This is a genomic window from Luteibacter sp. SG786, from assembly GCF_011759605.1.
Taxonomy (GTDB): Bacteria; Pseudomonadota; Gammaproteobacteria; order Xanthomonadales; family Rhodanobacteraceae; genus Luteibacter.
The window spans coordinates 67085-89582 of the sequence record NZ_JAAOYX010000002.1; the positions used below are offsets into that span (position 1 = coordinate 67085).

The window sequence follows — 22498 nt, forward strand, 5'->3', positions numbered from 1 at the left end:
GTATATGTAACGTCTACGCCATTCCGGCAAGCGACGCTTCTCTACGGAGGTTCTCCATGCGCTATGTGAAATTGGGCCGCACCGGCCTCGACATCTCGCCCCTCGTGCTTGGCTGCATGACCTACGGCGTGCCCGATCGCGGCAACCATGCCTGGACCCTCGACGAGGAGGAAAGCCGACCGTTCATCCGCAAGGCGCTGGATCTCGGCATCAACTTCTTCGATACCGCGAACGCTTATTCGGACGGCACTTCGGAAGAAATTGTGGGTCGTGCACTGAAAGATTTTGCGAGGCGCGACGAAGTGGTGCTGGCCACCAAGACGTTCTATCGCTGGCGCGAGGGGCCGAACACGGGTGGGCTGTCGCGCAAGGCCATCTTCCATTCGGTGGACGACAGCCTGCGCCGTCTCGGCACCGACTATATCGACCTGCTGCAGATCCATCGCTTCGACCACGGCACGCCCGTGGAGGAAACGATGGAAGCGCTGCACGACGTGGTGAAGGCGGGAAAGGTGCGCTACCTCGGTGCGTCGTCCATGTATGCGTGGCAGTTCGCGAAGATGGTCTATACCTCACGCCTCCATGGGTGGACCGAGTTCGTGAGCATGCAGGATCACTACAACCTGCTCCAGCGGGAGGAAGAGCGCGAGATGATTCCGTTCTGCATCGACCAGGGCATTGCAGTGATCCCATGGAGCCCGCTGGCACGCGGCCGCCTCACGCGTGACTGGGACGAAACCAGCACCCGCCAGGAGAGCGATGTCTTTGGCAGCACGCTGTACAACGCGACCGTCGATTCGGACAAGGCGATTGTCGCCGCGGTGAAGAAAGTCGCCGAGGGACGCGGCGTGCCGCGTGCGCAGGTGGCCTTGTCCTGGGTGGCCCATCGCAAGGGCGTCACCGCGCCGATCGTGGGGGCGTCGAAGCCACACCATCTCGACGACGCCGTGGCGGCGATCGACCTGGTGCTGAGTCCGGAAGAGACGGCCATGCTGGAAGCCGCCTACGGCCCGCATCCCATCGAAGGTTTCGAGTAGATTGACTTTGGACGTCCAGAGGGCTAATTTCCCGCTCGTTAGCGGTCTTTATCTTTATATTCGAATAGGAAGATAAAGCTAAGAGGGAAGCCGGTGGGAATCCGGCGCTGCCCCGCAGCGGTATGTGGAGACGAACCCGTCACAGGCACTGGATCGATGGCGATCCGGGAAGCGACGGGGGAGGAGATGCCCCGGCATCACATCCACGAGCCCGAAGACCTGCCGCCAGCCGGAACGAACGCGCCGTCATGGGTGCGTCGCTCCGTCCGGCCTGGGCCGTCGCCTTCTTCCAAGGCACGGCCCGGTTCGCCCGCGGGGGCGAAGGTCGACGGCAACCCCTCATGACCAGGCATCGCTCTCCGGGGTTATCCCGGCGGCGCCCCTGTCGTGCGACAAGCCGCCCTTCCCTCCTCTTTCTTTGCGAAGAGGAACAGTCATGCCACACGTCACCTACCCCGGTCTTCCCCGTATCGGTCGCCGCCGCGAGTTGAAGCGCGCGCTCGAAGCTCATTGGAAGGGAAACATCGGTACCGAAGAACTGCTCGATATCGCCCGTGAATTGCGCTTGCGGCACTGGGCCCTCGCCCGGGACGCGGGAGCCGACAGTGTTCCGGTGAACGATTTTTCGCTCTATGACCATGTACTCGACGCCGCGGTCATGGTGGACGCCATCCCCGAGCGCTACCGGCCGCTTCACGACGTCGATCCGCTGGCCGGCTATTTCGCCATGGCCCGCGGCAGGCAGGACGATCACGTCGACCTGCCCGCCATGGAAATGACCAAGTGGTTCGACACCAATTACCACTACATCGTCCCCGAAGTATCGGCGGGCCAGACGTTCACCGCCCGGCCCGGCAAGGTCGTGGACGAATATCGCGAAGCGGTCGCGGCGGGACACGTCGCACGTCCGGTGTTGCTCGGCCCGATCACCTTCCTGTGCCTCGCCAAGGCGATCGATGGCAGCGACCCGCTGGCACTGCTCGACGCACTCCTGCCCGCCTGGGGAAGCGTGCTCGATGCCCTAGCCGACGCCGGTGCCGGGTGGGTGCAGGTGGATGAGCCCGTGCTGGTGCTCGACCTCGACGATGCGACGCGCGATGCCTTTCGCCGTGCTTATGCGTGGATAGCCACGCAGTCGCGGATACGGGTACTCGTCGCGACCTACTTCGGTTCACTCGACGACAATCTCGAACTCGCCATGTCGCTGCCAGTCGCCGGCCTGCACGTCGACCTTGCACGTGCGCCGGGGCAACTCGACGCGGTGCTCGCCGCGCTGCCGGCCGGCTGCGTCCTCTCGGCGGGTGTGCTCGACGGACGCAACATCTGGCTCAGCGATCCATCGACCCTCCTTCCCCGCATACAGACGCTACGTGATCGCCTTGGCGATGAACGCCTGTGGTTATCGACGTCCTGCTCCTTGCTGCACGTGCCGTTGGACGCCGACGAGGAAAGGCGACTGCCGGGACGCCTCGCGACCTGGTTGTCGTTCGCCCGGCAGAAAATCGCCGAACTGCGTCGCTATGCCGACGCCGTCCAGGGCAACGAGGTCGCCCTGGAGGCGCTCGCGCGCCAGCGCCTGTCGGTCGCCGGACGACAGGCCGCGCCCGGGGTCGTGCGCGACGAGGTACGCAAACGCGTTCGCCAGCTCACGGCGCAGTTCAGCCACCGCCGCTCGGCGTACCCGTTCCGCGCGGCCGCGCAGCGTGAACGATTCGGCTTGCCCGACCTGCCGACGACGACCATCGGCTCGTTCCCGCAGACCGCGACACTCCGCGTCGCCCGTGCCGCACACCGCGCGGGCAAGCTGGACGACGAGGCCTATACCGCCATCCTGCGCGACGAAGTGCGCCGCGCCGTGGCATTCCAGGAAGAGGCCGGTATCGACGTGCTCGTCCATGGCGAGCCCGAACGCAACGACATGGTCGAGTATTTCGGCGAACAACTCGACGGCTATGCCTTCACGTCATTCGGTTGGGTGCAGAGCTACGGTTCGCGCTGCGTAAAGCCACCCATCGTCTACGGTGACGTGGCACGGCCCGCGCCGATGACCGTGGCCTGGTCCACGTTCGCGCAATCGCTGACGAAAAGGCCGATGAAGGGCATGCTCACCGGTCCGGTGACGATGCTGCAATGGTCGTTCGTACGCGACGACCTGCCCCGTGCCGATGTCTGCCGGCAGATCGCGCTCGCCTTGCGCGACGAGGTGCGCGATCTCGAAAAAGCGGGCATCGGCATCGTGCAGATCGACGAACCCGCCTTGCGCGAAGGCCTGCCGCTTCGTCGTGCCGAGTGGGAGGGCTATCTCGCATGGGCGGTGGAGGCGTTCCGCATCACCGCCGGTGGTGTCAGTGACGCAACCCAGGTGCACACCCACATGTGCTACTCGGAGTTCAACGACATCATCGAGGCGGTCGCGGCCATGGATGCCGACGTCATTTCCATCGAAACCAGCCGCTCGCAAATGGAATTGCTCGATGCATTCACACGCTTCCAGTACCCGAACGGCATCGGCCCCGGCGTCTACGACATCCACTCCCCTCGCATTCCCGCCGAAAGCGAGATGGCCGGCCTGCTTGCCCGCGCGTTGCAGGTATTGCGTCCCGACCAGCTCTGGGTGAACCCCGATTGCGGCCTCAAGACCCGTGACTGGCCCGAGGTGGCCGCGGCGCTGAAGGCCATGGTCGCGGTGGCCAAGGCGGCACGCCAGCGGCTGGAAGCGGCGGCCTGACCCCACGGCGGGCCGGTGGGCGCGCCCTGAACATCCATGCAATCGTCACTCCCGGGCGCTACCCTTCCCCCTGCAAACCGGCCCGGAGGCGTGTATCATGGCGCGCCCTTTATCTCTTTATCCGTAAAGAAGGATATATAGCCCCGATGAGCAACTACCTCTTCACCTCCGAGTCGGTCTCCGAAGGCCATCCGGACAAGATCGCCGACCAGATCTCGGACGCCGTTCTGGACGCCATCCTGGCCCAGGACCCGCGCGCTCGCGTGGCCTGCGAGACGCTGGTGAAGACCGGCGTCGCCATCGTGGCGGGCGAGATCACCACCAGCGCGTGGATCGACCTCGAAGCCCTCACCCGCAAGGTGATCCTCGACATCGGTTACGACTCGTCGGAAGTCGGCTTCGACGGCGAAACCTGCGGCGTGCTGAACCTCATCGGCAAGCAGAGCCCGGACATCAACCAGGGCGTGGACCGCAAGAAGCCTGAAGAACAGGGCGCTGGCGACCAGGGCCTGATGTTCGGCTACGCCACCAACGAAACCAGCGAGTACATGCCGGCGGCGATCCACTACGCCCACCGTCTCGTCGAGCAGCAGACCAAGGTCCGCAAGAAGAAGAACTCGCCGCTGCCGTGGCTGCGTCCGGACGCCAAGAGCCAGGTCACCCTGCGCTACGAGAACGGCGAGGCCGTCGCCATCGACGCCGTGGTGCTCTCCACCCAGCACGATCCGGACGTGAAGCAGAAGGATCTGATCGAAGGCGTGCGCGAGCTGATCCTGAAGCCCGTGCTGCCGGCGAAGCTGCTGCACAAGGGCACGAAGTTCCACATCAACCCGACCGGCAAGTTCGTGATCGGCGGCCCGGTGGGCGACTGCGGCCTCACCGGTCGCAAGATCATCGTCGACACCTACGGCGGCTGGGCCCGTCACGGTGGCGGCGCGTTCTCGGGCAAGGATCCGTCGAAGGTCGACCGCTCGGCCGCCTATGCCGCGCGTTACGTGGCGAAGAACATCGTGGCGGCCGGCCTGGCCGATCGTTGCGAGATCCAGGTCAGCTACGCCATCGGCGTGGCCGAGCCCACCTCGATCTCGGTCACCACATTCGGCACCGGCAAGATCCCCGACGAGAAGATCGAGAAGCTGATCCGCAAGCACTTCGACCTGCGTCCGTACGGCATCATCAAGATGCTCGACCTGGTGCACCCGATGTACCAGCCGACCGCCTCGAACGGTCACTTCGGCCGCAAGCCCTACGAGATCACCGACAAGAACGGCAACACGTTCACGGCGTTCTCCTGGGAGAAGACCGACAAGGCCGACATCCTGCGCGACGCCGCGGGCCTCGGCGCGAAGGTCGGCCGCAAGTAAGCTGCGCCTTCATGCTGTATCGAACGGGCACCCTCGGGTGCCCGTTTTTTTTTGGCTCTTGTGGGAGCCGCTTCAGCGGCGATGGGTGCTCGCGGCGAGCTTGCCCGCTGCCGCGGGATCGCCGGCATAGCCGGCTCCCACAGAGAGCTGGCCATTGTCACGAGCACTTCATCGCCGTGGTGCGAAACCTAGGGCTCATCTGCCGGAGAATCCACCATGAACCGCCGCCCTGCCCTCGCCATTGCCTTTCTCGTCGCCTCGCTGGGGCTTGCCGCGCATGCCCAGGAAAAGGACAGCCAGGGCGGTACCGCCACCGATGCCGGGTTCTTCAAGAATGCCGGTGCGTCGGGGCTCGCGGAGGTGGAGGCGAGCCGGCTCGCGCTGAAACAATCGTCGTCTGCGAAGGTGAAGAAGTTCGCGCAAACGATGATCGACGAGCACACGCGGGCCAACGAGGAATTGGAAGGGCTGAAGTCGGGCGACAAAGGCTATTCGCTCGTGACCTCTCCCATGCCGGACAGCCAGAAGATCATCGACGCGATGTCGCGGATGCACGGAGCCGAGTTCGACAAGGCCTATGCGAAAACGATGGTGGCCGATCACGAAGAGGCCGTCGCGATCTTCGAAACGGAGATCGAGAAGGGTTCCAACCCGGAGCTGAAGGCGTTCGCGAAGAAGACGTTGCCGAAGCTGAAGCACCATCTGGAGATGGCGAGGAGCCTCCCTTGAGGCAAGCTTGCCCGCTGCCGCGGGATCGCCGGCAAAGCCGGCTCCCACACGTTTGTCAGGCGTTGCGGTTGGAGCCTGAGAGCACGTCAACCCACACCGCCAGCACGAGGATCACGCCCTTGATGATCATCTGCCAGGAGTTGTCCACGTCCATCAGCTGCATGCCGCTGTCGAGGCTGGCCATGACCAGGGCGCCGATCAGGGCGCCATAGACCGTGCCGGAGCCGCCGCGCATGGAAGTGCCGCCGATGAAGCAGGCCGAGATGGCGTCCAACTCGCCGCCTGTGCCCGCCGAGGGGGAACCGGAGCCCGTGCGCGCCACGGTGATGATGCCCGCGAAGGCGCACATGAGGCCCATCAGCGCGAACACCACGAGTTTCACCCTCGCCACGTTCACGCCGGACAGCCGTGTGGCTTCCATATTGCCGCCCACCGCGTAGATGTGGCGGCCGAACACCGTCTGCGTGGACACATAGGTGAACACCGCGAGCAGGCCGAGGAGGATCATCACCGGAATGGGAATACCGTTGGCGTCGTTGAGCATGCGGATGAACCCCGCGATGAACGCACCGATGGCCACGAGGCGGGCGATGTCGATCCACAGTGCCGCCTGCTGCAGGCCGAGCTTCGAACGGCGCATGCGGCGACGCACCGTAAGCGCGACCATGCCCACGAAAATGACTCCGCCGATCCAGCGCGAGAGTTCCACGGGCACGAAGCCCTGACCGAGTGCAATGAGGTCGTCGGGCGCGGGTGCGATCGTGGAACTGCCGGTGATGTACAGCACGATGCCGCGGAAGGCGAGCATGCCGCCGAGGCCGACGATGAACGAAGGCACGCGCATCTTCGTGACCACGAAGCCGTTGAAGGCGCCGAGCAGCAAGCCCAGCACCAGCACGGCTCCGATGGCAGTCCACGTTCCCCAGCCCTCGTTCACCGTGAGGATGGCGACCACGCCACCGAGCAGGCCGAGCAAGGAACCGATGGAGAGATCGATCTCGCCGGCGATGATGACGAACACCATGCCGCACGCGAGCATGCCGGTGATCGCCATCTGCCGGAACAGGTTCGAGAGGTTCCCCGGAGTGATGAACGCGGCGTCCGTCTTCACGTGGAAGAACACCCAGATGATCGCCACTGCGATGAGCAGCGCGAGGATCTTGTAGCGGACGAACAGCTGCTGGACTTTCTGTGCCTGCATGGAAGCCTTTCCTGATGACGCTTTGAACGGATGAAGAATCAGGCCGCGTGCGCGGGACCTTCCGCGGCATGCGAGATGGCCGCGGCCAGCACTTGCTCCTGGGTGAGGCCAAGGCTCGGGAAGTCGCCCCGCAGCTTGCCCTCGCCCACTACGAGCACGCGATCGCTGACGCCCAGCACCTCGGGCATTTCGGACGAAACCATGATGATCGCCACCCCCGTGGCGGCCAGCTCGAACATCAGCTTGTAGATGTCGTACTTCGACCCGACGTCGACGCCCCGGGTAGGCTCGTCGAGGATGAGCAGCTTCGGCTGGGGCAGCAGCATCTTCGTCAGCACAGCCTTCTGCTGGTTGCCCCCCGACAGCCCGACGATGGGCAACTCCGGGCTGGCCGTCTTGACACGAAGGCGCCTGATTTCGGTTTCCACCGTCTGCAATTCCGCCTGCCGGTCGATCTGCCCGGCGTGGGCGTAATGCGACAGCGTGGCCAGCGTGATGTTGTCGCCCACGCCGAGGAGCGGCACGATGCCCTGGCGCTTGCGGTCTTCCGGCACCAGCGACAGCCCCGCCTTGATCGCCTGCTCCGGGGTTCGCACCTTGATCGGCTTGCCTTCGAGCACGAGTTCCGCCTCGTAGCGACCGGGGTACGCGCCGAAGATGGCCGACACGAGTTCCGTGCGGCCCGCACCCACGAGGCCCGCGATGCCGAGGATCTCGCCCCGGCGCACCTGGAACGAGATGTCGTCCACGCGCTTGCGGTTCGGGTTGGCTAGGTCCCAGCAGGTAACGTGCCGCGCTTCGAACACCACGTCGCCGATGTCGTGCTCCACCTTCGGGAACAGGTTCTCGATGTCGCGGCCGACCATGGCCGTGATGATCGACTGCGTGGTCATCTCCGACATCGGCTTGGTTAGGATGTGCCTGCCGTCGCGGATCACGGTAACGGTGTCGCACACGCGCGCCACCTCGTCGAGCTTGTGCGAGATGTACACGCACGCCACGCCCTCACGCTTCAGGTCCTCGATGATGGACAGCAAGGTGTCCGTTTCCGCCGAGGTGAGTGACGAGGACGGCTCGTCGAGAATGAGCAGGCGCGCGTTCTTGGCCAGGGCCTTGGCGATCTCGAACAGCTGCTGGTAGCCGCCGCCGTAGTTCATGACCGGCGCGGCCACGTTCACGTCCTTGAGCTTCAGCCGGGCGAGCAGCGCCTCCGCCTTCGCGTACATCGCGTCGTAGTCCATCAATCCGCCGAAGCGGCGGATCTCGTTGCCGAGGAAGATGTTCTCCGCCACCGACAGCTGCGGCACCAGCATGAGCTCCTGGTGGATGATGACGACGCCGGCGTCCTCGCTGTCGCGTACCGAGTACGCCTTCAGCGGCTTGCCTTCGACGAGGATCTCGCCCTCCCAGGTGCCGTAGGGATAGACACCCGACAGCACCTTCATGAGGGTGGACTTGCCCGCGCCGTTCTCGCCACACAGACCCACGCATTCGCCGGGCCGCACGGCCAGGTCGATGCCGTCCAGCGCGCGAACGCCGGAAAACTCCTTCACGATCCGGCGCATCTCGAACAGGTAATCGCTCATGACGGCCGGATCAGGGGCCAACCTGGGCCTGGGTGTAGAAGCCGTCCTTCACTACGAGGTCCACGTTCTGCTTCGTCAGCGCGGTGGGCTCCAGCAGGATGGTGTCGACGTCCTTCTTGCCGTTGTTCATCTTCGACGTGAACTTGGGCGCTTCACCCTTCGCCAGCTGCACGGCCAGATTGGCCGCATCGGTGGCGATGGTCTTGATCGGCTTGTACACCGTCATCGTCTGGGTGCCTGCCTTGATCCGCTTGATGGCGGCAAGGTCGGCGTCCTGGCCCGACACCGCGACCTTGCCCGCCAGCTTCTGGCCATTGAGCGCGGCGATGGCGCCGCCGGCGGTGCCGTCGTTGGAGGCGACGATGCCTTGGATGTTGTTCTTGTTGGCAGTGAGCGCGTTCTCGATGATGGACTGCGCGTTGGATGCCAGCCATTCGTTCGTCCACTGCTGCCCGACGATCTTGATGTCGCCCTTGTCGACCAGCGGCTTCAGCACTTTCATCTGGCCTTCGCGGAGGATCTTCGCGTTGTTGTCGGTGGGAGCGCCGCCGAGCAGGAAGTAGTTGCCCTTCGGCGCGGCGTTGACGACGCCCTGCGCCTGCATCTGGCCGACCTTGTCGTTGTCGAACGAGATGTAGGCGTCCACGTCCGCGTTGAGGATCAGGCGATCGTAGGAGATCACCTTGATGCCGGCGCGCTTGGCTTCGGCCACCACCGTGGAGAGCGTTTTCGCGTTGAAGGGGACGATCACGATCACGTCGACCTTGCGCGAGATCAGGTTCTCGATCTGCTGGATCTGCTTCTGCTCGTTGGCGTCGGCGGACTGCACGGACACCGTGGCACCCTTGGCCTCGGCCGCGGCCTTGAAGAAATCGCGGTCGCGCGTCCAGCGTTCGACGCGAAGGTCGTCGATGGAGAAACCGATGACCGGCTTTTCCTTGCTCGCGTGCGCCTGCGGCGCGGCGAAGACACCGGCGGCGATCATCGATACGGCCAGCAGGGTGTGCAGGGGCTTCTGTTTCATGGGCTTCTCCGTGCAGTCATGGCATCGCCCTCATGCGAGGGCGGGGATTCGTCGCCGGCGATGGCGCCGTCGGCATACAAGGGTTCCAGTCGCTCGTAGGAACGGCGGAACAGAGGGTGACGCGTTTGCAGGAAATAAGCATGACGCGCCGCATCGGGCTCGAAGGCGGCCGTCACGGGCGGCATGGGGCAGACCTCGTCGAGCGTGGCGCCGGGCTCCGCGGCCAGGCGCGCCAGGCGCGCCGCACCGAGCGCGGGGCCGACGTCGCCACCGCTGCGCATGACCAGCCGCTTGCCGAGGATGTCCGCAAGCATCTGCGTCCAGTACGCGCTGCGCGAACCGCCGCCGATGACGGTGATCTCGTCGGCCACCAGCCCCGTGGACTCCACCGCCAGCAGGCCGTCGAGCAGACCCAGGCCCACGCCTTCGAGCGTGGCATTGGCAAGTTCGGGACGGTCGGTACCGGGCCCGAGCTGCATGAACGAGCCACGCGCATGGGGGTTGTTATGCGGGGTGCGTTCGCCCGTGAGGTAAGGCAGGAACAACGGCCCGTGTTTTTCCAGGCCACGGGCCTGCGCTTCGGCGAGCAGCGAAGGCACGTCACTCGCGCCGGTAAGCCGTGCGGTGAAATCCAGGCAACTGGCCGCGTTGAGCATCACCGACATCAGGTGCCAGGTATCGGGCACCGCATGGCAGAACGCATGCACGGCCTGCTCCGGACTTGCACGAAAACCGTCCGATACCGCGAAGTAGACGCCCGAGGTGCCGAGCGAGAGCATGGCCTGCCCGTGCCGCACGATGCCCACGCCCACGGCACCGGCGGCGTTGTCGCCACCGCCCGCGGCCACGGGCACGGTGTCCATGCCCCAGCGGGCCGCCAGTTCGGGGTGGAGATGCCCCGCGGGTTGCGTACCTTCCTTCACCTGCGGCATGTGCGAACGATCCAGACCGGTGGCGGCCAGCATCTCGCTGCTCCACTGGCGGTTCTCCACGTCGAGCCACAAGGTGCCCGCGGCGTCGGAGGCATCGGTGAAGAAGTCGCCGGTGAGGCGCAGCCGCAGGTAATCCTTTGGCAGCAGCACCTTCGCCACGCGGCGGAAGACATCGGGCTCGTGCCGGCGCACCCACGCGAGCTTGGGTGCCGTGAACCCCGGCATGGCAAGGTTGCCCGTGATGGCGCGGAAACCGGGAACGCGTTCCAGTTCCGCGCACTCGACATCGGAACGCCCGTCGTTCCAGAGGATGGCCGGGCGCAGGATCGCGTTCGCCTCGTCGAGCAACGTCGCGCCGTGCATCTGGCCGGAGAGGCCGATGCCGGCGACGCGTTTCGCGTCGCCCTGCGTGAGGACTTTCTCTACCGCGGACTCTGTCGCGGCCCACCACGCGGCCGGGTCCTGTTCCGACCATCGGGGGCGGGGATGCGATACCTCCAACGGGCTGGAGGCGCTGGCGCGCACGCCTCCCGCCTCGTCCATGAGGACCGCTTTCACCGAAGATGTGCCCAGGTCGATGCCCAGGTACAGGCGCGCCGGCGCTTCCATGTCGTGTCTCATTCAGCCGTAGATATAGCGGTTCACAACGTTCTCGAGCAACTCCTGTCCACCCGAAACGTGCTCTGGGTGGATGTCCCGGGCAACGGCGTCGTCGGCGAGCGAGGCCAGGGTGAAGCCGCCTTGCAAGATCTTGCTGCCGAAGTTGCCGTCCCAGCCCGCATAGCGCTTCGCCTTGAATTCGGCCAGCGCGTCGCGCTCGATCATCCTGGCTGCGCGTTCGAGGCTGAGCGCCAGCGCGTCGATGGCACCGATATGGCCGTGGAACAGGTCTTCCGGTGCACTGCTCTGCCGGCGCACCTTGGTGTCGAAGTTGAAACCGCCGGTGGTGAAGCCGCCGGCCTTCAGTATCTCGTACGTCACCAGCGTGAGTTCTTCCACGCTGTTGGGAAACTGATCGGTATCCCAGCCGTTCTGCGGATCGCCGCGATTGGCGTCGATCGAGCCGAAGAGACCGAGCGAAATGGAGGTGGCCACTTCGTGGTGGAACGAGTGCCCGGCGAGGGTGGCGTGATTCGCCTCGAGGTTCGTCTTCACCTCATTCTCGAGCCCGAACTCCTTCAGGAAGCCGTACACCGTGGCGGTGTCGTAGTCGTACTGGTGCTTGGTGGGCTCCTGCGGCTTCGGCTCGATCAGGATGGTGCCCTTGAAGCCGATCTTGTGCTTGTGCTCGATCACCATCTGGAAGAAACGCCCCAGTTGGCTGCGTTCGCGCTTGAGGTCGGTGTTCAGCAGGGTGTCGTAACCCTCGCGGCCGCCCCACAGGACATAGTTGGCGCCGCCGAGGCGATGGGTGGCTTCCATGGCGTGACGCACCTGGGTCGCGGCATAGGCGAACACCTCCGGCTGCGGATTGGTCGCGGCACCGGCGGCATAGCGCGGATGGCTGAACAGGTTGGCCGTGCCCCAGAGGAGACGCATGCCCGTGTCCGCCTGCTTCCGTTCGAGCACGTCTACCATCGCGGCAAAGTTCTTGCGGTATGCCGCCAGGCCGTCGCCTTCCGGCGCCACGTCGGTGTCGTGGAAGGTGTAGAACGGGGTGCCGAGTCGGGAGAAGAAGTCGAACGCGGCATCGGCCTTCTCGCGGGCGCGCTCCATCGGGTCGCCGGGCTGCTGCCAGGGGCGGCCGAAGGTGCCGGCGCCAAACACGTCCGAACCCGGCCACACGAAGGTATGCCAGTAACATGTGGCCAGGCGCAGGTGGTCTTCCATGCGCTTGCCCAGCACCCGCTTGTCTGGGTCGTAATGCCGGAACGCCAGCGGGTTGTCGCTACCCTGGCCTTCGTAGCGAATCTTGGGAATATGGGAGAAGTAGGACATAACGCTTTCCTTGACGAACGCGGGAACGGATTCCGTCGATCGTGACGAGCGAGCCCCATGCCGTGCAATTGCGATTTCCGGCGCTTGCGAGGTCTTTTTCGATGCCGCGCTGCGTCATGGACGCGTCTAGCAACCTAAGCTAGCTTGGCAATGATGAGTTGTCCCCGCGGAACACCATGACCAACCCACATCGCATCGCCCTCCTGTTCAACGCCAACAAGGTGTACGACCGCCAAGTCATCGCGGGCATCGGCCACTACCTGAACAGCACGCGTGTGGAATGGGACCTCTTCATGGAAGAGGATTTCCGCAGCCGCATGCGCGACATCCACCAGTTCAAGGGCGACGGCGTCATCGCCGACTTCGACGATCCGGAAGCGCCGGAAGCTCTTCGCGACCTGCCCATTCCCGTCGTGGCGGTAGGGGGCTCGTACCACGATCCTTCCGCGTACCCGGCAGGGGTGCCTTACATCGCCACGGACAACGCGCGCCTCGTGCGCCTCGCCTACGATCACCTCATCGAGCAAGGGCTCGGCCGGTTCGCGTTCTATGGCCTCCCACCGCACCCCGGCAGCCGCTGGGCCCAGGAGCGCGAGCACGCGTTCCGCGCCGTCGTCGAGGCGGAAGGCGTGGAAGCCACGATTTACGAAGGATCGCCCACCAGCGCCGGCGGCTGGGGCGAGGCGGTGGAAGAACTGGTGGCATGGCTCACGGCGTTGCCGAAGCCCATCGGCATTATCGCCACCACGGACGCCCGCGCGCGGCAGGTTCTGCAAGCCTGTGTGATCGGCGACATTCCCGTGCCCGAGCAGGTGGCCATTGTGGGTATCGACAATGACCCGATGGCGCAGCTGCTTACCCGCATTCCCCTCACCTCGGTGATCCAGGGTGCGGAGGAAATGGGCCGCACCGCCGCCCACCTCCTGCACCAGATGCTCCGCGGCGTGGACTGTTCCGGCACGCGCGTGCTGGTGCCGCCCGTGGGGATCAACGTGCAGGTGTCGAGCCGTTACCACCCGGTGCGCAGCCCGCACGTCATGCGCGCCAGCCACTACATACGGCAATACGGATGCCTGGGCATCAAGACCGAGCAGGTGGCGGACTATGTGGGCGTGTCCCGCACGGTGCTCGAAGAACATTTCAAGCGCGAACTGAAGCAGACGGTGCACCAGGTGATCCTGAAGCACAAGCTCGATGCCGCCTGCGACCTGATCGCGAATTCCGACACGCCACTGGCCGACATCGCACTGCGCTGCGGCTTCACGTCGCTTCAGTACATGTATGCGGTATTCCGTCGCGAGTACGATTGCACGCCGCGACAATACCTCGACCTCCATCGAACGGCGGGGGCGACATGATCGCCGCCCACCAGGAACGTTCCATGCCCGTATCGCACGCCACCGTCTGGGGCCACTTGCCCGACGGCCGCCCATTGCACCGTTGGACGCTGCGAAACGCCGGTGGCGCGCAGGTGGACATCAGCGACCTCGGCGGCACCCTTCTGTCCTGGCAGGTGCCCGACCGGCAGGGGCGCCTCGGCGAAGTGCTGCTGGGCCACGCCACCGCGCGGCAATACCTGGATTCCAATGCCTATATGGGCGGCATCGTGGGACGCTGGGCCAACCGCATCCGGGGCGGCAGGTTCCGTCTCGACGGCATCGACTACAGGGTGGACCGCAATGACGGCGGCAACCACCTGCATGGCGGCAACGACGGCTTCCACCGGCAGCGCTGGGACGTGGAGCCGGACAACGGCGGCCTTCTGCTCCGGCTGGTGTCGCCGGAAGGCGACGGTGGATTCCCGGGCGAGGTTCGCGTCGAGCTGCGCCTGCGCCTGGAGGACGACGGCACCCTCGACCTGCGCTATACCGCCACCAGCGACGCGCCGACGCCGCTCAGCCTCACCGCCCATCCGTACTTCAACCTCAACGACCGGCGGCCGGATATCCGCGATCACGTGATCCGGATCGACGCCGACGCTTTCCTTGCCATCGACGCGGGCGCCATCCCGGTCGGGCGGCAGGAGGTTGCCGGCTCGGCCTTCGACTTCCGGGAGGCGGCGCCGATCGGTTCGCGCCTGCACTGGCCCGACCCGCAACTTCGGCTGGTCGGCGGTTTTGACCATTGCTACGTGCCGCGCGGCGCGGCGGCAACCCACCCGCGCGTGGTGGCCGAGGTGACCGAACCCTCCAGCGGGCGCCGGCTCACCGTGGAAACCGACCGTCCGGGGCTGCAGTTCTACAGCGGCCAGAAACTGACCGGCCAGCCGGGGCGCCATGGCGACATGTACGGCCCGTTCGCGGGCTTCGCGCTGGAAACACAGGCGTTCCCGGACCAGATAAACGGCCCGGACGCGGAAGGCGCGATCCTGCGCCCCGGCACCGTCTGGCGCCAGCACACGCGGTACCGCATCGATATTCTCTGACCCTGGCTCCCTGTGGAGGGGCCCCTTTCGTAGGAGCGCGCCCTGCGCGCGACAGGTTTTGAGGCCGTGACTCGGCGCTGGCGCGCAGGCTTGGGGACTGGCCCGAAAGGCTGTCGCGCGCAGGGCGCGCTCCTACGAGCCGAGCGGGCATTACAATGCCCGCATGTCATTAATCCAATTACTCAACGTCGACTACAGTGTCGGCGGTCCGCTCCTGCTCGAACAGGTCGATCTTTCGCTGGATACCGGCGAGCGGGTCTGCATCGTCGGCCGTAACGGTGCCGGCAAGTCCACCCTGCTGAAGCTCATCGCCGGCGAACTGCATCCCGACGACGGCGAGATCCGGCTGCAGGGCGGCACGCGCATCGCGCGGCTGACCCAGGAAGTGCCGCAGGACACGCAGGGCAGCGTTTTCGACGTGGTGGCCGACGGGCTCGGGGAGCTGGGCCACCTCCTGGCTCGCTACCACCACCTGCTCGACGCGGGCGACATGGATGGGCTCGGCGACGTGCAGGCGCAGATCGAGGCGCAGAACGCGTGGGACCTCGATTCGCGCGTGCAGCAGGTCATCGAGCGCCTGGAGCTGCCGGCGCATACCGATTTCTCGGAACTCTCCGGCGGCATGAAGCGCCGCGTGCTGCTCGGCCAGGCACTGGTGCGCGACCCGAACCTGCTGCTTCTCGACGAGCCCACGAACCATCTGGACATCGAGGCCATCGCCTGGCTCGAAGGCTTCCTGAAGGGCTTCTCCGGCAGCATCGTGTTCATCACCCACGATCGCAGCTTCCTGCGTTCGCTGGCCACCCGCATCGTGGAGATCGACCGCGGCACCGTCACCAGCTGGCCGGGCGATTACGACAACTACCTGCGCCGCCGCGAAGAGCGCCTGCACGCCGAAGCCCAGGCGAATGCCCATTTCGACCGGAAGCTTGCGCAGGAAGAAGTGTGGATCCGCCAGGGTATCAAGGCGCGGCGCACGCGCAACGAAGGCCGTGTGCGCGCATTGAAGGCGATGCGTCGGGAGCGTGCGGAGCGTCGCGAGCAGTCCGGCAACGCCCGCATCACCCTGGCCACGGCGCAGGCGTCGGGGCGCAAGGTGATCGAGGCGAAGCACATCACGCAAGCGTATGGCGGGCGCACGCTGCTCGACGACGTATCGACCACCATCATGCGCGGCGACCGCGTGGGCATCATGGGTCCGAATGGTGCGGGCAAGTCCACGCTGCTGAAGATCCTGCTGGGCGAGCTGAAGCCGCAGCAAGGCGAAGTCACGCTCGGTACGGGCCTGGAAGTGGCCTACTTCGACCAGCACCGCTCCGTGCTGGACGATCGCATGAACGCGCTGGACAACGTGGCCGAAGGCCGTGAATACATCGAGCTGAACGGCCAGCGCAAGCACATCATCGGCTACCTGCAGGACTTCCTGTTCTCGCCGGAGCGGGCGCGTGCACCGATCACGCGACTTTCGGGCGGCGAACGCAACCGCCTGCTGCTGGCGAAGCTGTTCGCGCAGCCGTCCAACCTGCTGGTGATGGACGAACCGACGAACGATCTCGACGTCGAGACACTGGAACTGCTCGAGGAACTGCTCAACGAGTACACCGGCACGCTGCTTCTGGTGTCGCACGACCGCGACTTCATCGACAACGTGGTCACCAGCACGCTGGTGCTCGAGGGCGACGGCCTCGTCGGCGAATACATCGGCGGCTACAGCGACTGGTTGCGGCAGCGTCCCACCACGCCGGCGCCGAAGCCCGCCGCGGCGAAGGCAGCGCCCGTGACGGCGCCGGCGCCCGCCGTGCCGAAGCGCAAGCTGTCTTTCAAGGAACAGCGCGAACTCGACCTGCTGCCCGCGAAGCTCGAGCAGCTGGAAGCGGAAATCGCGAAACGCACCGAAGCGATGAACGACCCGAAGTACTACCTGCAGGACGCGGCCACGATCACGCGCGGCAATGAGGAACTGGCGAAACTGCAGGCGGAACTGGAAGCGGCGTTCGCGCGGTGGGAAGAGCTGGAGGGCTGAGGGCTGCACTTGCACCCTGTGGCAGTGGCTCAGGCGAGGCTTGTGTGGGATTCGCCAAGCAAGCGAGTCTGTGTGGGAGCCACCAAGCAAGCGAGCTTTGTGTGGGAGCCGCTTCAGCGGCGATGGGTGCTTGCCGCAAGCATGCCCGCTGCCGCGGGATCGCCGGCATAGCCGGCTCCCACACAAAGCATAGCCGGCTCTCACACAAGGCACAGCTGACTCTCACACAAGGCACAGCTGGCTCTCACACAAGGCACAGCTGGCTCCCGCACAAGGCACAGCCAGCTTCCACACAAGGCATAGCCGGCTCCCGTAAGGTCGGTACCGTCAACCCGTATTCTGCAGCCCCTGCGACACGCCATTCACGCAAGCCACCAGCGCCTTGAGCAAGGTATCGTCCTTGCCGCCGGTGGCACGCCAGCGGCGCAACAGATCCACCTGCAACAGGCTCATCGGGTCCACGTACGGATTGCGCAGGCGGATCGACGTCGCCAGCCGCGGGTCGCCGGCCAGTAGCTCCTTGCCGCCCTTGAGCTTCGATACCCACTGCACCGTTCGCTCGAACTCGTCGCGGAGCATCGGGAAGAAGCGATCGTGCAACGGTCCCGCGAGTTTCGAGAACGCCTCCGCGATGTCGATGTCGGCCTTCGCCAACACCATTTCCACGTCGTCGAGCATCGTCGCGAAGAACGGCCAGTCGCGCGCCATGCGAACGAGGGCCTCGTCGCCGCATTCCTTCGCGATGCTGTCCAGCGCCGAGCCCAGCCCATACCATCCGGTAAGCACGGCGCGGCATTGCGTCCATGAGAACACCCACGGGATGGCGCGCAGATCTTCCACGCCCTTCATGCTGCGCCGACGCGCCGGACGCGAGCCGAGCGTCATGCGTTCGATGACGTCGATCGGCGTGGCGCCGCGGAAGTAGTCCACGAAGCCCTCCTTGTCGACGAAGGCCCGGTAGGCCTTGCGGCTTGCATCCGAGAGCCGCGCCATCGTGTCTTTCCATGCCTCTTCGCGCGCCTCGATGTCGCGCGGCCGCAACGACGCGCGCATGACCGCGCCCAGCGTCTGCTCGAGGTTGCGCACGGCGAGAGCGCGAATGCCGTACTTGCGATGGATCACCTCGCCCTGCTCCGTGACGCGCAGGATGCCCGCGACGGAACCGCGCGGCGACGCCATGAGCGCGGGCGTGATACGCGAGCCGCCACGGCTGGCCGAGCCGCCGCGGCCATGGAAGAAGGCGATGCGGATGCCGGCCTGCTTCGCCACGTCCAGCAGTTCCACCTGCGCGCGTTGCAGGCTCCACTTGGACGCGACGGTGCCACCGTCCTTGCCGCTGTCGGAATAACCGAGCATCACCCACTGGCGGTCGCCGCGCGCCTTGAGGTGGGCGCGATAGACCGGATCGTCGAGGAGGGTGCGCAGCGTTTCCGCGCCGCCGGCAAGATCGTCGATGGTCTCGAACAATGGCGCGACGTCCAGCGGCACGATGCCGTCGTGCACCAGGCCGCCGTGGCGCGCGAGCGCCAGCACGGCGAGCACGTCGGCCGCCGTCTCGGCCATGCTGATGATGTACAGACCCGTGGCTTCGTTGCCGTATCGCTTGCGCGAATCGGCCAGGGTGGCGAACACGTCACGCAGCATCGTCACGTTCTCGTCGCCGGAGCCGGCGACGAAGCTGCGCTCGCCGGACGCATACGGGCGCAGGCTGCCGGCGCGCGTCGCCGCGTCACGATTCGCCCATTCGCCGTCGTCCAGCAGCGCCGACAAGGCTTCGTCATGCAAGCGCGCGTCCTGGCGCACGTCCAGCCGTGCGAGGTGGAACCCGAACGTGCGCGCACGCCACAACAGACGGCCGACGGCATAGGCGCCCGCGTGCTTTCCGCCATGCTCCAGCAGGCTCGTTTCCACCAGGACGATATCGTCGATGAACTCGTCGGCGGCGCCGTAACGGCCGTCCCGCTCGTGCAGCGTGGCGTCCAGGCGCTCGACGACGAAGGTGAGGAACGCGCGGTAGGGCATGTCGGCGTGCCGCGGCCGGATTCGCGCGGCCGCCTCGGGGAACCTGTCGCGGTACGCCTGGAGGCGCGCGCGGAAGCCGTCACCCAGCTTCACGCGATCTTCCGTCTGGCTGAGCAGGCGGCCCAGTGCGCCGACGTCCTCGATATAGCGTTCGAGTACGAGCGAGCGTTGCGCCGACAGCGTCGCCGCGATGGTGTCCGCGTTGACGTTCGGGTTGCCGTCCATGTCGCCGCCCACCCAGGTGGCGAAGCGCAGCACGCGCGGCACGGCGATGCCTTCGCCGAAGGTGTCGGCAAGCGCCTGCTCCAGCGCTTCGTAAAGCGCGGGCAGCACACGGTACAGCGGCCGGGCGATGTAGAAGCCGACGTGCTCGAACTCGTCCTGCACGCTCGGCCGCACCGGCGATGCCTCGGCGGTCTGCCATCCGGCGGAAAGTGCCATGAGGATGCGGGCATCGTCGTCGCGCAGTTCCTGCGGTGTGCGGGTCGGGTCGAATTCGTCGACGAGCGCGCGCACGATCTCCTGTTCCTTTTCGAGCAGGGAACGACGCACGGCCTCGGTGGGATGGGCGGTGAAGACCGGCTCCACGTCCAGGTGGCCGAGCAGCCGGGTCAGCTCGTCGCGGTCCACCCCGTCCTTCTTCAACTGCGCCAGCACGGCGGCCAGCGACTCGGGCTGCGGCGCGCGGCCTTCACGCTGGTAATCGCGCCGGCGGCGGATGCGGTGCACGCGCTCGGCCGTGTTCACCGCCTGGAAGTAGGTGGCGAAGGCGCGCGCCAGGGCTTCGGCATCCGCAGCGTCGAGGCCGGTCAGGGTCTCGGCCAAGGCGTCGACCGACTCACCGCTGCGCCGGCGGTGAATGGCCGCGGTGCGCACCTGCTCTACCCGCTCGAAGAAGGCCTGCCCGCCCTGCTCCCTGAGCATCTGGCCGACCAGGGCGCCCAGACGGCGAACGTCGTCGCGCAAGGGGCCGTCGTGGGGAAGGAATTCGGGATCGCGTGCGGCTTCCATCGGGCTCTCGTGTCTGGCAGGAACCCCGAGAGTACCGAAAAATGCCGTTCATCCCTGCATCCGGATTCCGCGATATAATCAGAGGACCGTTTTGCCCGCCGAGGGGCGCTGCGACCATGGGTTTCCCCATAGGCCAGGCTCGGCGCGGCGTCCCACCGAACGGCGCCCCCGTGAATCTCCGGAGCTACGCCAGATGAACGCCGTCACCAAAGACACCTCTTTCCAGGACTACAAGGTCCGCGACATTTCCCAGGCCGACCTCGGCCGCCGCCGCATCCGCATGGCGGAAGAGGAAATGCCGGGCCTGATGCAGATCCGCGCCCGCTACGCCAACGAGAAGCCGCTCAAGGGCGTGCGCCTCTCGGGCTCGCTGCACGTCACCAAGGAAACCGCCGTGCTCGCCGAGACCCTGCGCGAGCTGGGCGCCTCCGTGCGCTGGGCCTCCTGCAACATCTTCTCCACCCAGGACGACGTCGCCGCGGCGCTGGCCGCCGGCGGCCTGCCGGTATTCGCCTGGAAGGGCGAATCGCTGGAGGAATACTGGGAATGCACGCTCGACATGCTCACGCATCCGGGCGAGCTGGGCCCGCAGCTGATCGTCGACGACGGTGGCGACGCCACCCTCTTCATCCATAAGGGTGTGGAACTCGAAGACGGCAGCGACTGGGTCAACACCCCGAGCGGCAACCACGAAGAGCAGGTCATCAAGGACCTCGTGAAGAAGACCGCCGCGGCGCGTCCGGGCTGGTTCAAGAAGATCGCCGCCGAATGGCGTGGCGTGTCCGAAGAAACCACCACCGGCGTGCACCGCCTCTACCAGCTCGCCGAAGCCGGCAAGCTGCTGGTGCCGGCCATCAACGTCAACGACTCGGTGACCAAGAGCAAGTTCGACAACCTCTACGGCTGCCGCGAATCGCTGGCCGACGGCATCAAGCGCGCCACCGACCTCATGGTGGCCGGCAAGGTGGCCGTGGTCTGCGGCTACGGCGACGTGGGCAAGGGTTGCGCGCATTCGCTCAAGGGCTTCGGCGCACGCGTCATCGTGACCGAGATCGATCCGATCAACGCCCTCCAGGCCGCGATGGAAGGCTTCCAGGTCACCACGGTGGAAGACACCCTCGGCATCGGCGACATCTATGTCACCACCACGGGCAACAAGGACATCATCACGCTGGAACACATGGCGAAGATGAAGAACAACGCCCTGGTCTGCAACATCGGCCACTTCGACAACGAGATCCAGATGGATCGCCTGAACACCGCGAAGGACGTCACCCGCGAGACCATCAAGCCGCAGGTCGACCGTTACACCTTCGGCGCCACCGGTCGCAGCATCTACATGCTGGCCGAGGGCCGCCTGGTGAACCTCGGCTGCGCCCACGGCCATCCGAGCTTCGTCATGTCGAACAGCTTCTCGAACCAGACGCTGGCGCAGATCGACCTGTGGAAGAACAAGGACACCTACGAGAAGACGGTGTACCGCCTGCCGAAGAAGCTGGACGAGGAAGTGGCCCGCCTGCACCTCGAACAGATCGGCGTGAAGCTCACCGTGCTCACGAAGGAACAGGCCGATTACATCGGCGTGCCGGTGGAAGGGCCGTACAAGGCCGACCACTATCGCTACTGATCGATACCGCTAGAAAGCACGGAATGGAAGGCGCCTTCGGGCGCCTTCTTTCGTTTCGCCGCCCCGAAACATCTGAAGGGCCGGCGCCATGCGCAAAGCTGGCGGCCAGTGGCGAGCCCTTGCGGAATGCGGCCTACAGCCCGCGTCGGCAATGAACTATTGCCATGCTCCGCCACTTACTTGAGCATCCTCCCGCCCCACGCAAGGAAGGAACGGGAAGACATGAAACTTCGCGAACGTGCCATGGCGGCACTGGTCGCTGTGAGCACCGCCGGTGTTACTGCTTGCGCGTCGACCGCGCCGACGCTGGATAAAGAGCCCGACATCGACCCGGCCTTGCGTGCAAGGCTGCACCTTCAACCGCCGAAGTGGCCGTTGAAGTTCAAGGACCACACCTTCAGGGTGGTCTGTTACAGCACGCAGATGTGCAAGGTCTGGTATGCGGGCGCGTGGTCGATCCGCGATAAACCGACGCCGCCCTCATCCGAGTATGGCCCCAAGTACCTTGATCGCCTTCTCGGTGGCCACGTCGGCATCGCCAATTTCCCGGAGCCAGCGGAAGTCACCTGGCGCTCCATGGATGGCACGGAGCATCAGGCTCATATCGACATCGGCGCGATCTTTCGAGACGAAATCGCCAGGCACAACGTTCCTCGGGAGGAGGTATCCGACCTTCCCCACGGCGAACTCACCGTCGACCCCACGATCCTTCTGGAGATCAACAACCGAACGATCCGGGTCTACATGCGTACCTATATTCCGACCAGGCACTTCCAGATCCCGGGCAACCCCTATAGCGATTCTCGCTACGAACCGATTCTCGCCAAGACCTATCACTACTAGACACACGG

The 22498-nt window shown here is 65.6% G+C and carries 15 protein-coding genes and 2 riboswitches; of the genes, 9 read left to right on the forward strand and 6 right to left on the reverse strand.

What is annotated here, in order from left to right; all coding sequences use genetic code 11:
* Positions 1-56: 56 nt before the first annotated feature.
* The 4 genes from FHS47_RS12170 (at position 57) to FHS47_RS12185 (ending at position 5858) form a co-directional block, all read left to right on the forward strand.
* Positions 57-1037: an aldo/keto reductase gene (locus FHS47_RS12170; protein ID WP_167028097.1), complete on the forward strand. Its 981-nt coding sequence runs from the start codon at positions 57-59 to the stop codon at positions 1035-1037.
* A gap of 25 nt (positions 1038-1062) precedes the next feature.
* Positions 1063-1279: riboswitch (cobalamin riboswitch) on the forward strand.
* A 194-nt stretch (positions 1280-1473) separates the two neighbouring features.
* Positions 1474-3765, forward strand: a complete 2292-nt coding sequence (metE, locus tag FHS47_RS12175) for a 5-methyltetrahydropteroyltriglutamate--homocysteine S-methyltransferase (protein ID WP_167028100.1) — start codon at positions 1474-1476, stop codon at positions 3763-3765.
* Positions 3766-3911: 146 nt separating this feature from the next.
* On the forward strand, positions 3912-5129 hold the full coding sequence (metK, locus tag FHS47_RS12180) for a methionine adenosyltransferase (RefSeq protein WP_167028104.1): 1218 nt from the start codon (positions 3912-3914) through the stop codon (positions 5127-5129).
* Between the two features lie 216 nt (positions 5130-5345).
* The gene (locus FHS47_RS12185) at positions 5346-5858 is read left to right on the forward strand and encodes a DUF4142 domain-containing protein (RefSeq protein ID WP_167028107.1); all 513 of its coding nucleotides are present in this window, start codon (positions 5346-5348) and stop codon (positions 5856-5858) included.
* Positions 5859-5913: 55 nt separating this feature from the next.
* Here the strand turns inward: FHS47_RS12185 and FHS47_RS12190 are convergent, their stop codons facing one another.
* Genes FHS47_RS12190 through xylA form a run of 5 tightly spaced genes read right to left on the reverse strand, consistent with a single transcriptional unit; the run spans position 5914 to position 12539 of the window.
* Positions 5914-7059 carry a sugar ABC transporter permease gene (locus FHS47_RS12190; protein ID WP_167028110.1) on the reverse strand — a complete coding sequence of 382 codons (1146 nt, stop codon included), beginning with the start codon at positions 7057-7059 and terminating at the stop codon, positions 5914-5916.
* A gap of 38 nt (positions 7060-7097) precedes the next feature.
* Positions 7098-8645: a xylose ABC transporter ATP-binding protein gene (locus FHS47_RS12195; RefSeq protein ID WP_167028113.1), complete on the reverse strand. Its 1548-nt coding sequence runs from the start codon at positions 8643-8645 to the stop codon at positions 7098-7100.
* A gap of 10 nt (positions 8646-8655) precedes the next feature.
* A complete protein-coding gene (gene xylF, locus FHS47_RS12200; RefSeq protein WP_167028116.1) occupies positions 8656-9669 on the reverse strand; it encodes a D-xylose ABC transporter substrate-binding protein in 1014 nt (337 codons plus the stop codon).
* Positions 9666-11210, reverse strand: a complete 1545-nt coding sequence (gene xylB / locus FHS47_RS12205; protein WP_208381977.1) for a xylulokinase — start codon at positions 11208-11210, stop codon at positions 9666-9668. Before xylB ends, xylF begins: the two co-directional genes overlap by 4 nt.
* 12 nt (positions 11211-11222) lie before the next feature.
* Positions 11223-12539, reverse strand: a complete 1317-nt coding sequence (xylA, locus tag FHS47_RS12210; protein ID WP_167028119.1) for a xylose isomerase — start codon at positions 12537-12539, stop codon at positions 11223-11225.
* 176 nt (positions 12540-12715) lie between these two features.
* Here xylA and FHS47_RS12215 point away from each other — a divergent pair, with 176 nt between their 5' ends.
* From FHS47_RS12215 to FHS47_RS12225, 3 genes are all read left to right on the forward strand, one after another.
* Positions 12716-13897, forward strand: a complete 1182-nt coding sequence (locus FHS47_RS12215; protein ID WP_167028122.1) for a DNA-binding transcriptional regulator — start codon at positions 12716-12718, stop codon at positions 13895-13897.
* On the forward strand, positions 13894-14964 hold the full coding sequence (locus FHS47_RS12220; RefSeq protein WP_167028125.1) for an aldose epimerase family protein: 1071 nt from the start codon (positions 13894-13896) through the stop codon (positions 14962-14964). The genes FHS47_RS12215 and FHS47_RS12220 overlap by 4 nt, the downstream gene beginning before the upstream one ends.
* Before the next feature lie 163 nt (positions 14965-15127).
* Complete coding sequence (locus tag FHS47_RS12225) at positions 15128-16987, forward strand: ATP-binding cassette domain-containing protein (RefSeq protein WP_167028127.1); 1860 nt, start codon at positions 15128-15130, stop codon at positions 16985-16987.
* Between the two features lie 327 nt (positions 16988-17314).
* Here the strand turns inward: FHS47_RS12225 and ppc are convergent, their stop codons facing one another.
* Positions 17315-20020 carry a phosphoenolpyruvate carboxylase gene (gene ppc / locus FHS47_RS12230; RefSeq protein ID WP_167028130.1) on the reverse strand — a complete coding sequence of 902 codons (2706 nt, stop codon included), beginning with the start codon at positions 20018-20020 and terminating at the stop codon, positions 17315-17317.
* Between the two features lie 94 nt (positions 20021-20114).
* Positions 20115-20195, forward strand: a riboswitch (S-adenosyl-L-homocysteine riboswitch).
* An 18-nt stretch (positions 20196-20213) separates the two neighbouring features.
* Between ppc and ahcY the strand changes: the two genes are divergently transcribed.
* Positions 20214-21647 carry an adenosylhomocysteinase gene (gene ahcY / locus FHS47_RS12235; protein ID WP_167028133.1) on the forward strand — a complete coding sequence of 478 codons (1434 nt, stop codon included), beginning with the start codon at positions 20214-20216 and terminating at the stop codon, positions 21645-21647.
* A 222-nt stretch (positions 21648-21869) separates the two neighbouring features.
* Entirely contained in the window at positions 21870-22490 is a 621-nt protein-coding gene (locus tag FHS47_RS12240; protein ID WP_167028136.1) for a hypothetical protein, read from the forward strand.
* Positions 22491-22498 lie beyond the last annotated feature (8 nt).

Bases quoted from the DNA above. Each gene is read 5' to 3' on its own strand.
- FHS47_RS12240 (WP_167028136.1), top strand. From the start codon at position 21,870: ATGAAACTTCGCGAACGTGCCATGGCGGCACTGGTCGCTGTGAGCACC.
- FHS47_RS12170 (WP_167028097.1), top strand. From the start codon at position 57: ATGCGCTATGTGAAATTGGGCCGCACCGGCCTCGACATCTCGCCCCTC.
- xylA (WP_167028119.1), bottom strand. From the start codon at position 12,539: ATGTCCTACTTCTCCCATATTCCCAAGATTCGCTACGAAGGCCAGGGT.
- FHS47_RS12195 (WP_167028113.1), bottom strand. From the start codon at position 8,645: ATGAGCGATTACCTGTTCGAGATGCGCCGGATCGTGAAGGAGTTTTCC.
- metK (WP_167028104.1), top strand. From the start codon at position 3,912: ATGAGCAACTACCTCTTCACCTCCGAGTCGGTCTCCGAAGGCCATCCG.
- xylB (WP_208381977.1), bottom strand. From the start codon at position 11,210: ATGGAAGCGCCGGCGCGCCTGTACCTGGGCATCGACCTGGGCACATCT.
- FHS47_RS12215 (WP_167028122.1), top strand. From the start codon at position 12,716: ATGACCAACCCACATCGCATCGCCCTCCTGTTCAACGCCAACAAGGTG.
- FHS47_RS12190 (WP_167028110.1), bottom strand. From the start codon at position 7,059: ATGCAGGCACAGAAAGTCCAGCAGCTGTTCGTCCGCTACAAGATCCTC.
- ppc (WP_167028130.1), bottom strand. From the start codon at position 20,020: ATGGAAGCCGCACGCGATCCCGAATTCCTTCCCCACGACGGCCCCTTG.
- metE (WP_167028100.1), top strand. From the start codon at position 1,474: ATGCCACACGTCACCTACCCCGGTCTTCCCCGTATCGGTCGCCGCCGC.
- xylF (WP_167028116.1), bottom strand. From the start codon at position 9,669: ATGAAACAGAAGCCCCTGCACACCCTGCTGGCCGTATCGATGATCGCC.
- ahcY (WP_167028133.1), top strand. From the start codon at position 20,214: ATGAACGCCGTCACCAAAGACACCTCTTTCCAGGACTACAAGGTCCGC.
- FHS47_RS12220 (WP_167028125.1), top strand. From the start codon at position 13,894: ATGATCGCCGCCCACCAGGAACGTTCCATGCCCGTATCGCACGCCACC.
- FHS47_RS12185 (WP_167028107.1), top strand. From the start codon at position 5,346: ATGAACCGCCGCCCTGCCCTCGCCATTGCCTTTCTCGTCGCCTCGCTG.
- FHS47_RS12225 (WP_167028127.1), top strand. From the start codon at position 15,128: ATGTCATTAATCCAATTACTCAACGTCGACTACAGTGTCGGCGGTCCG.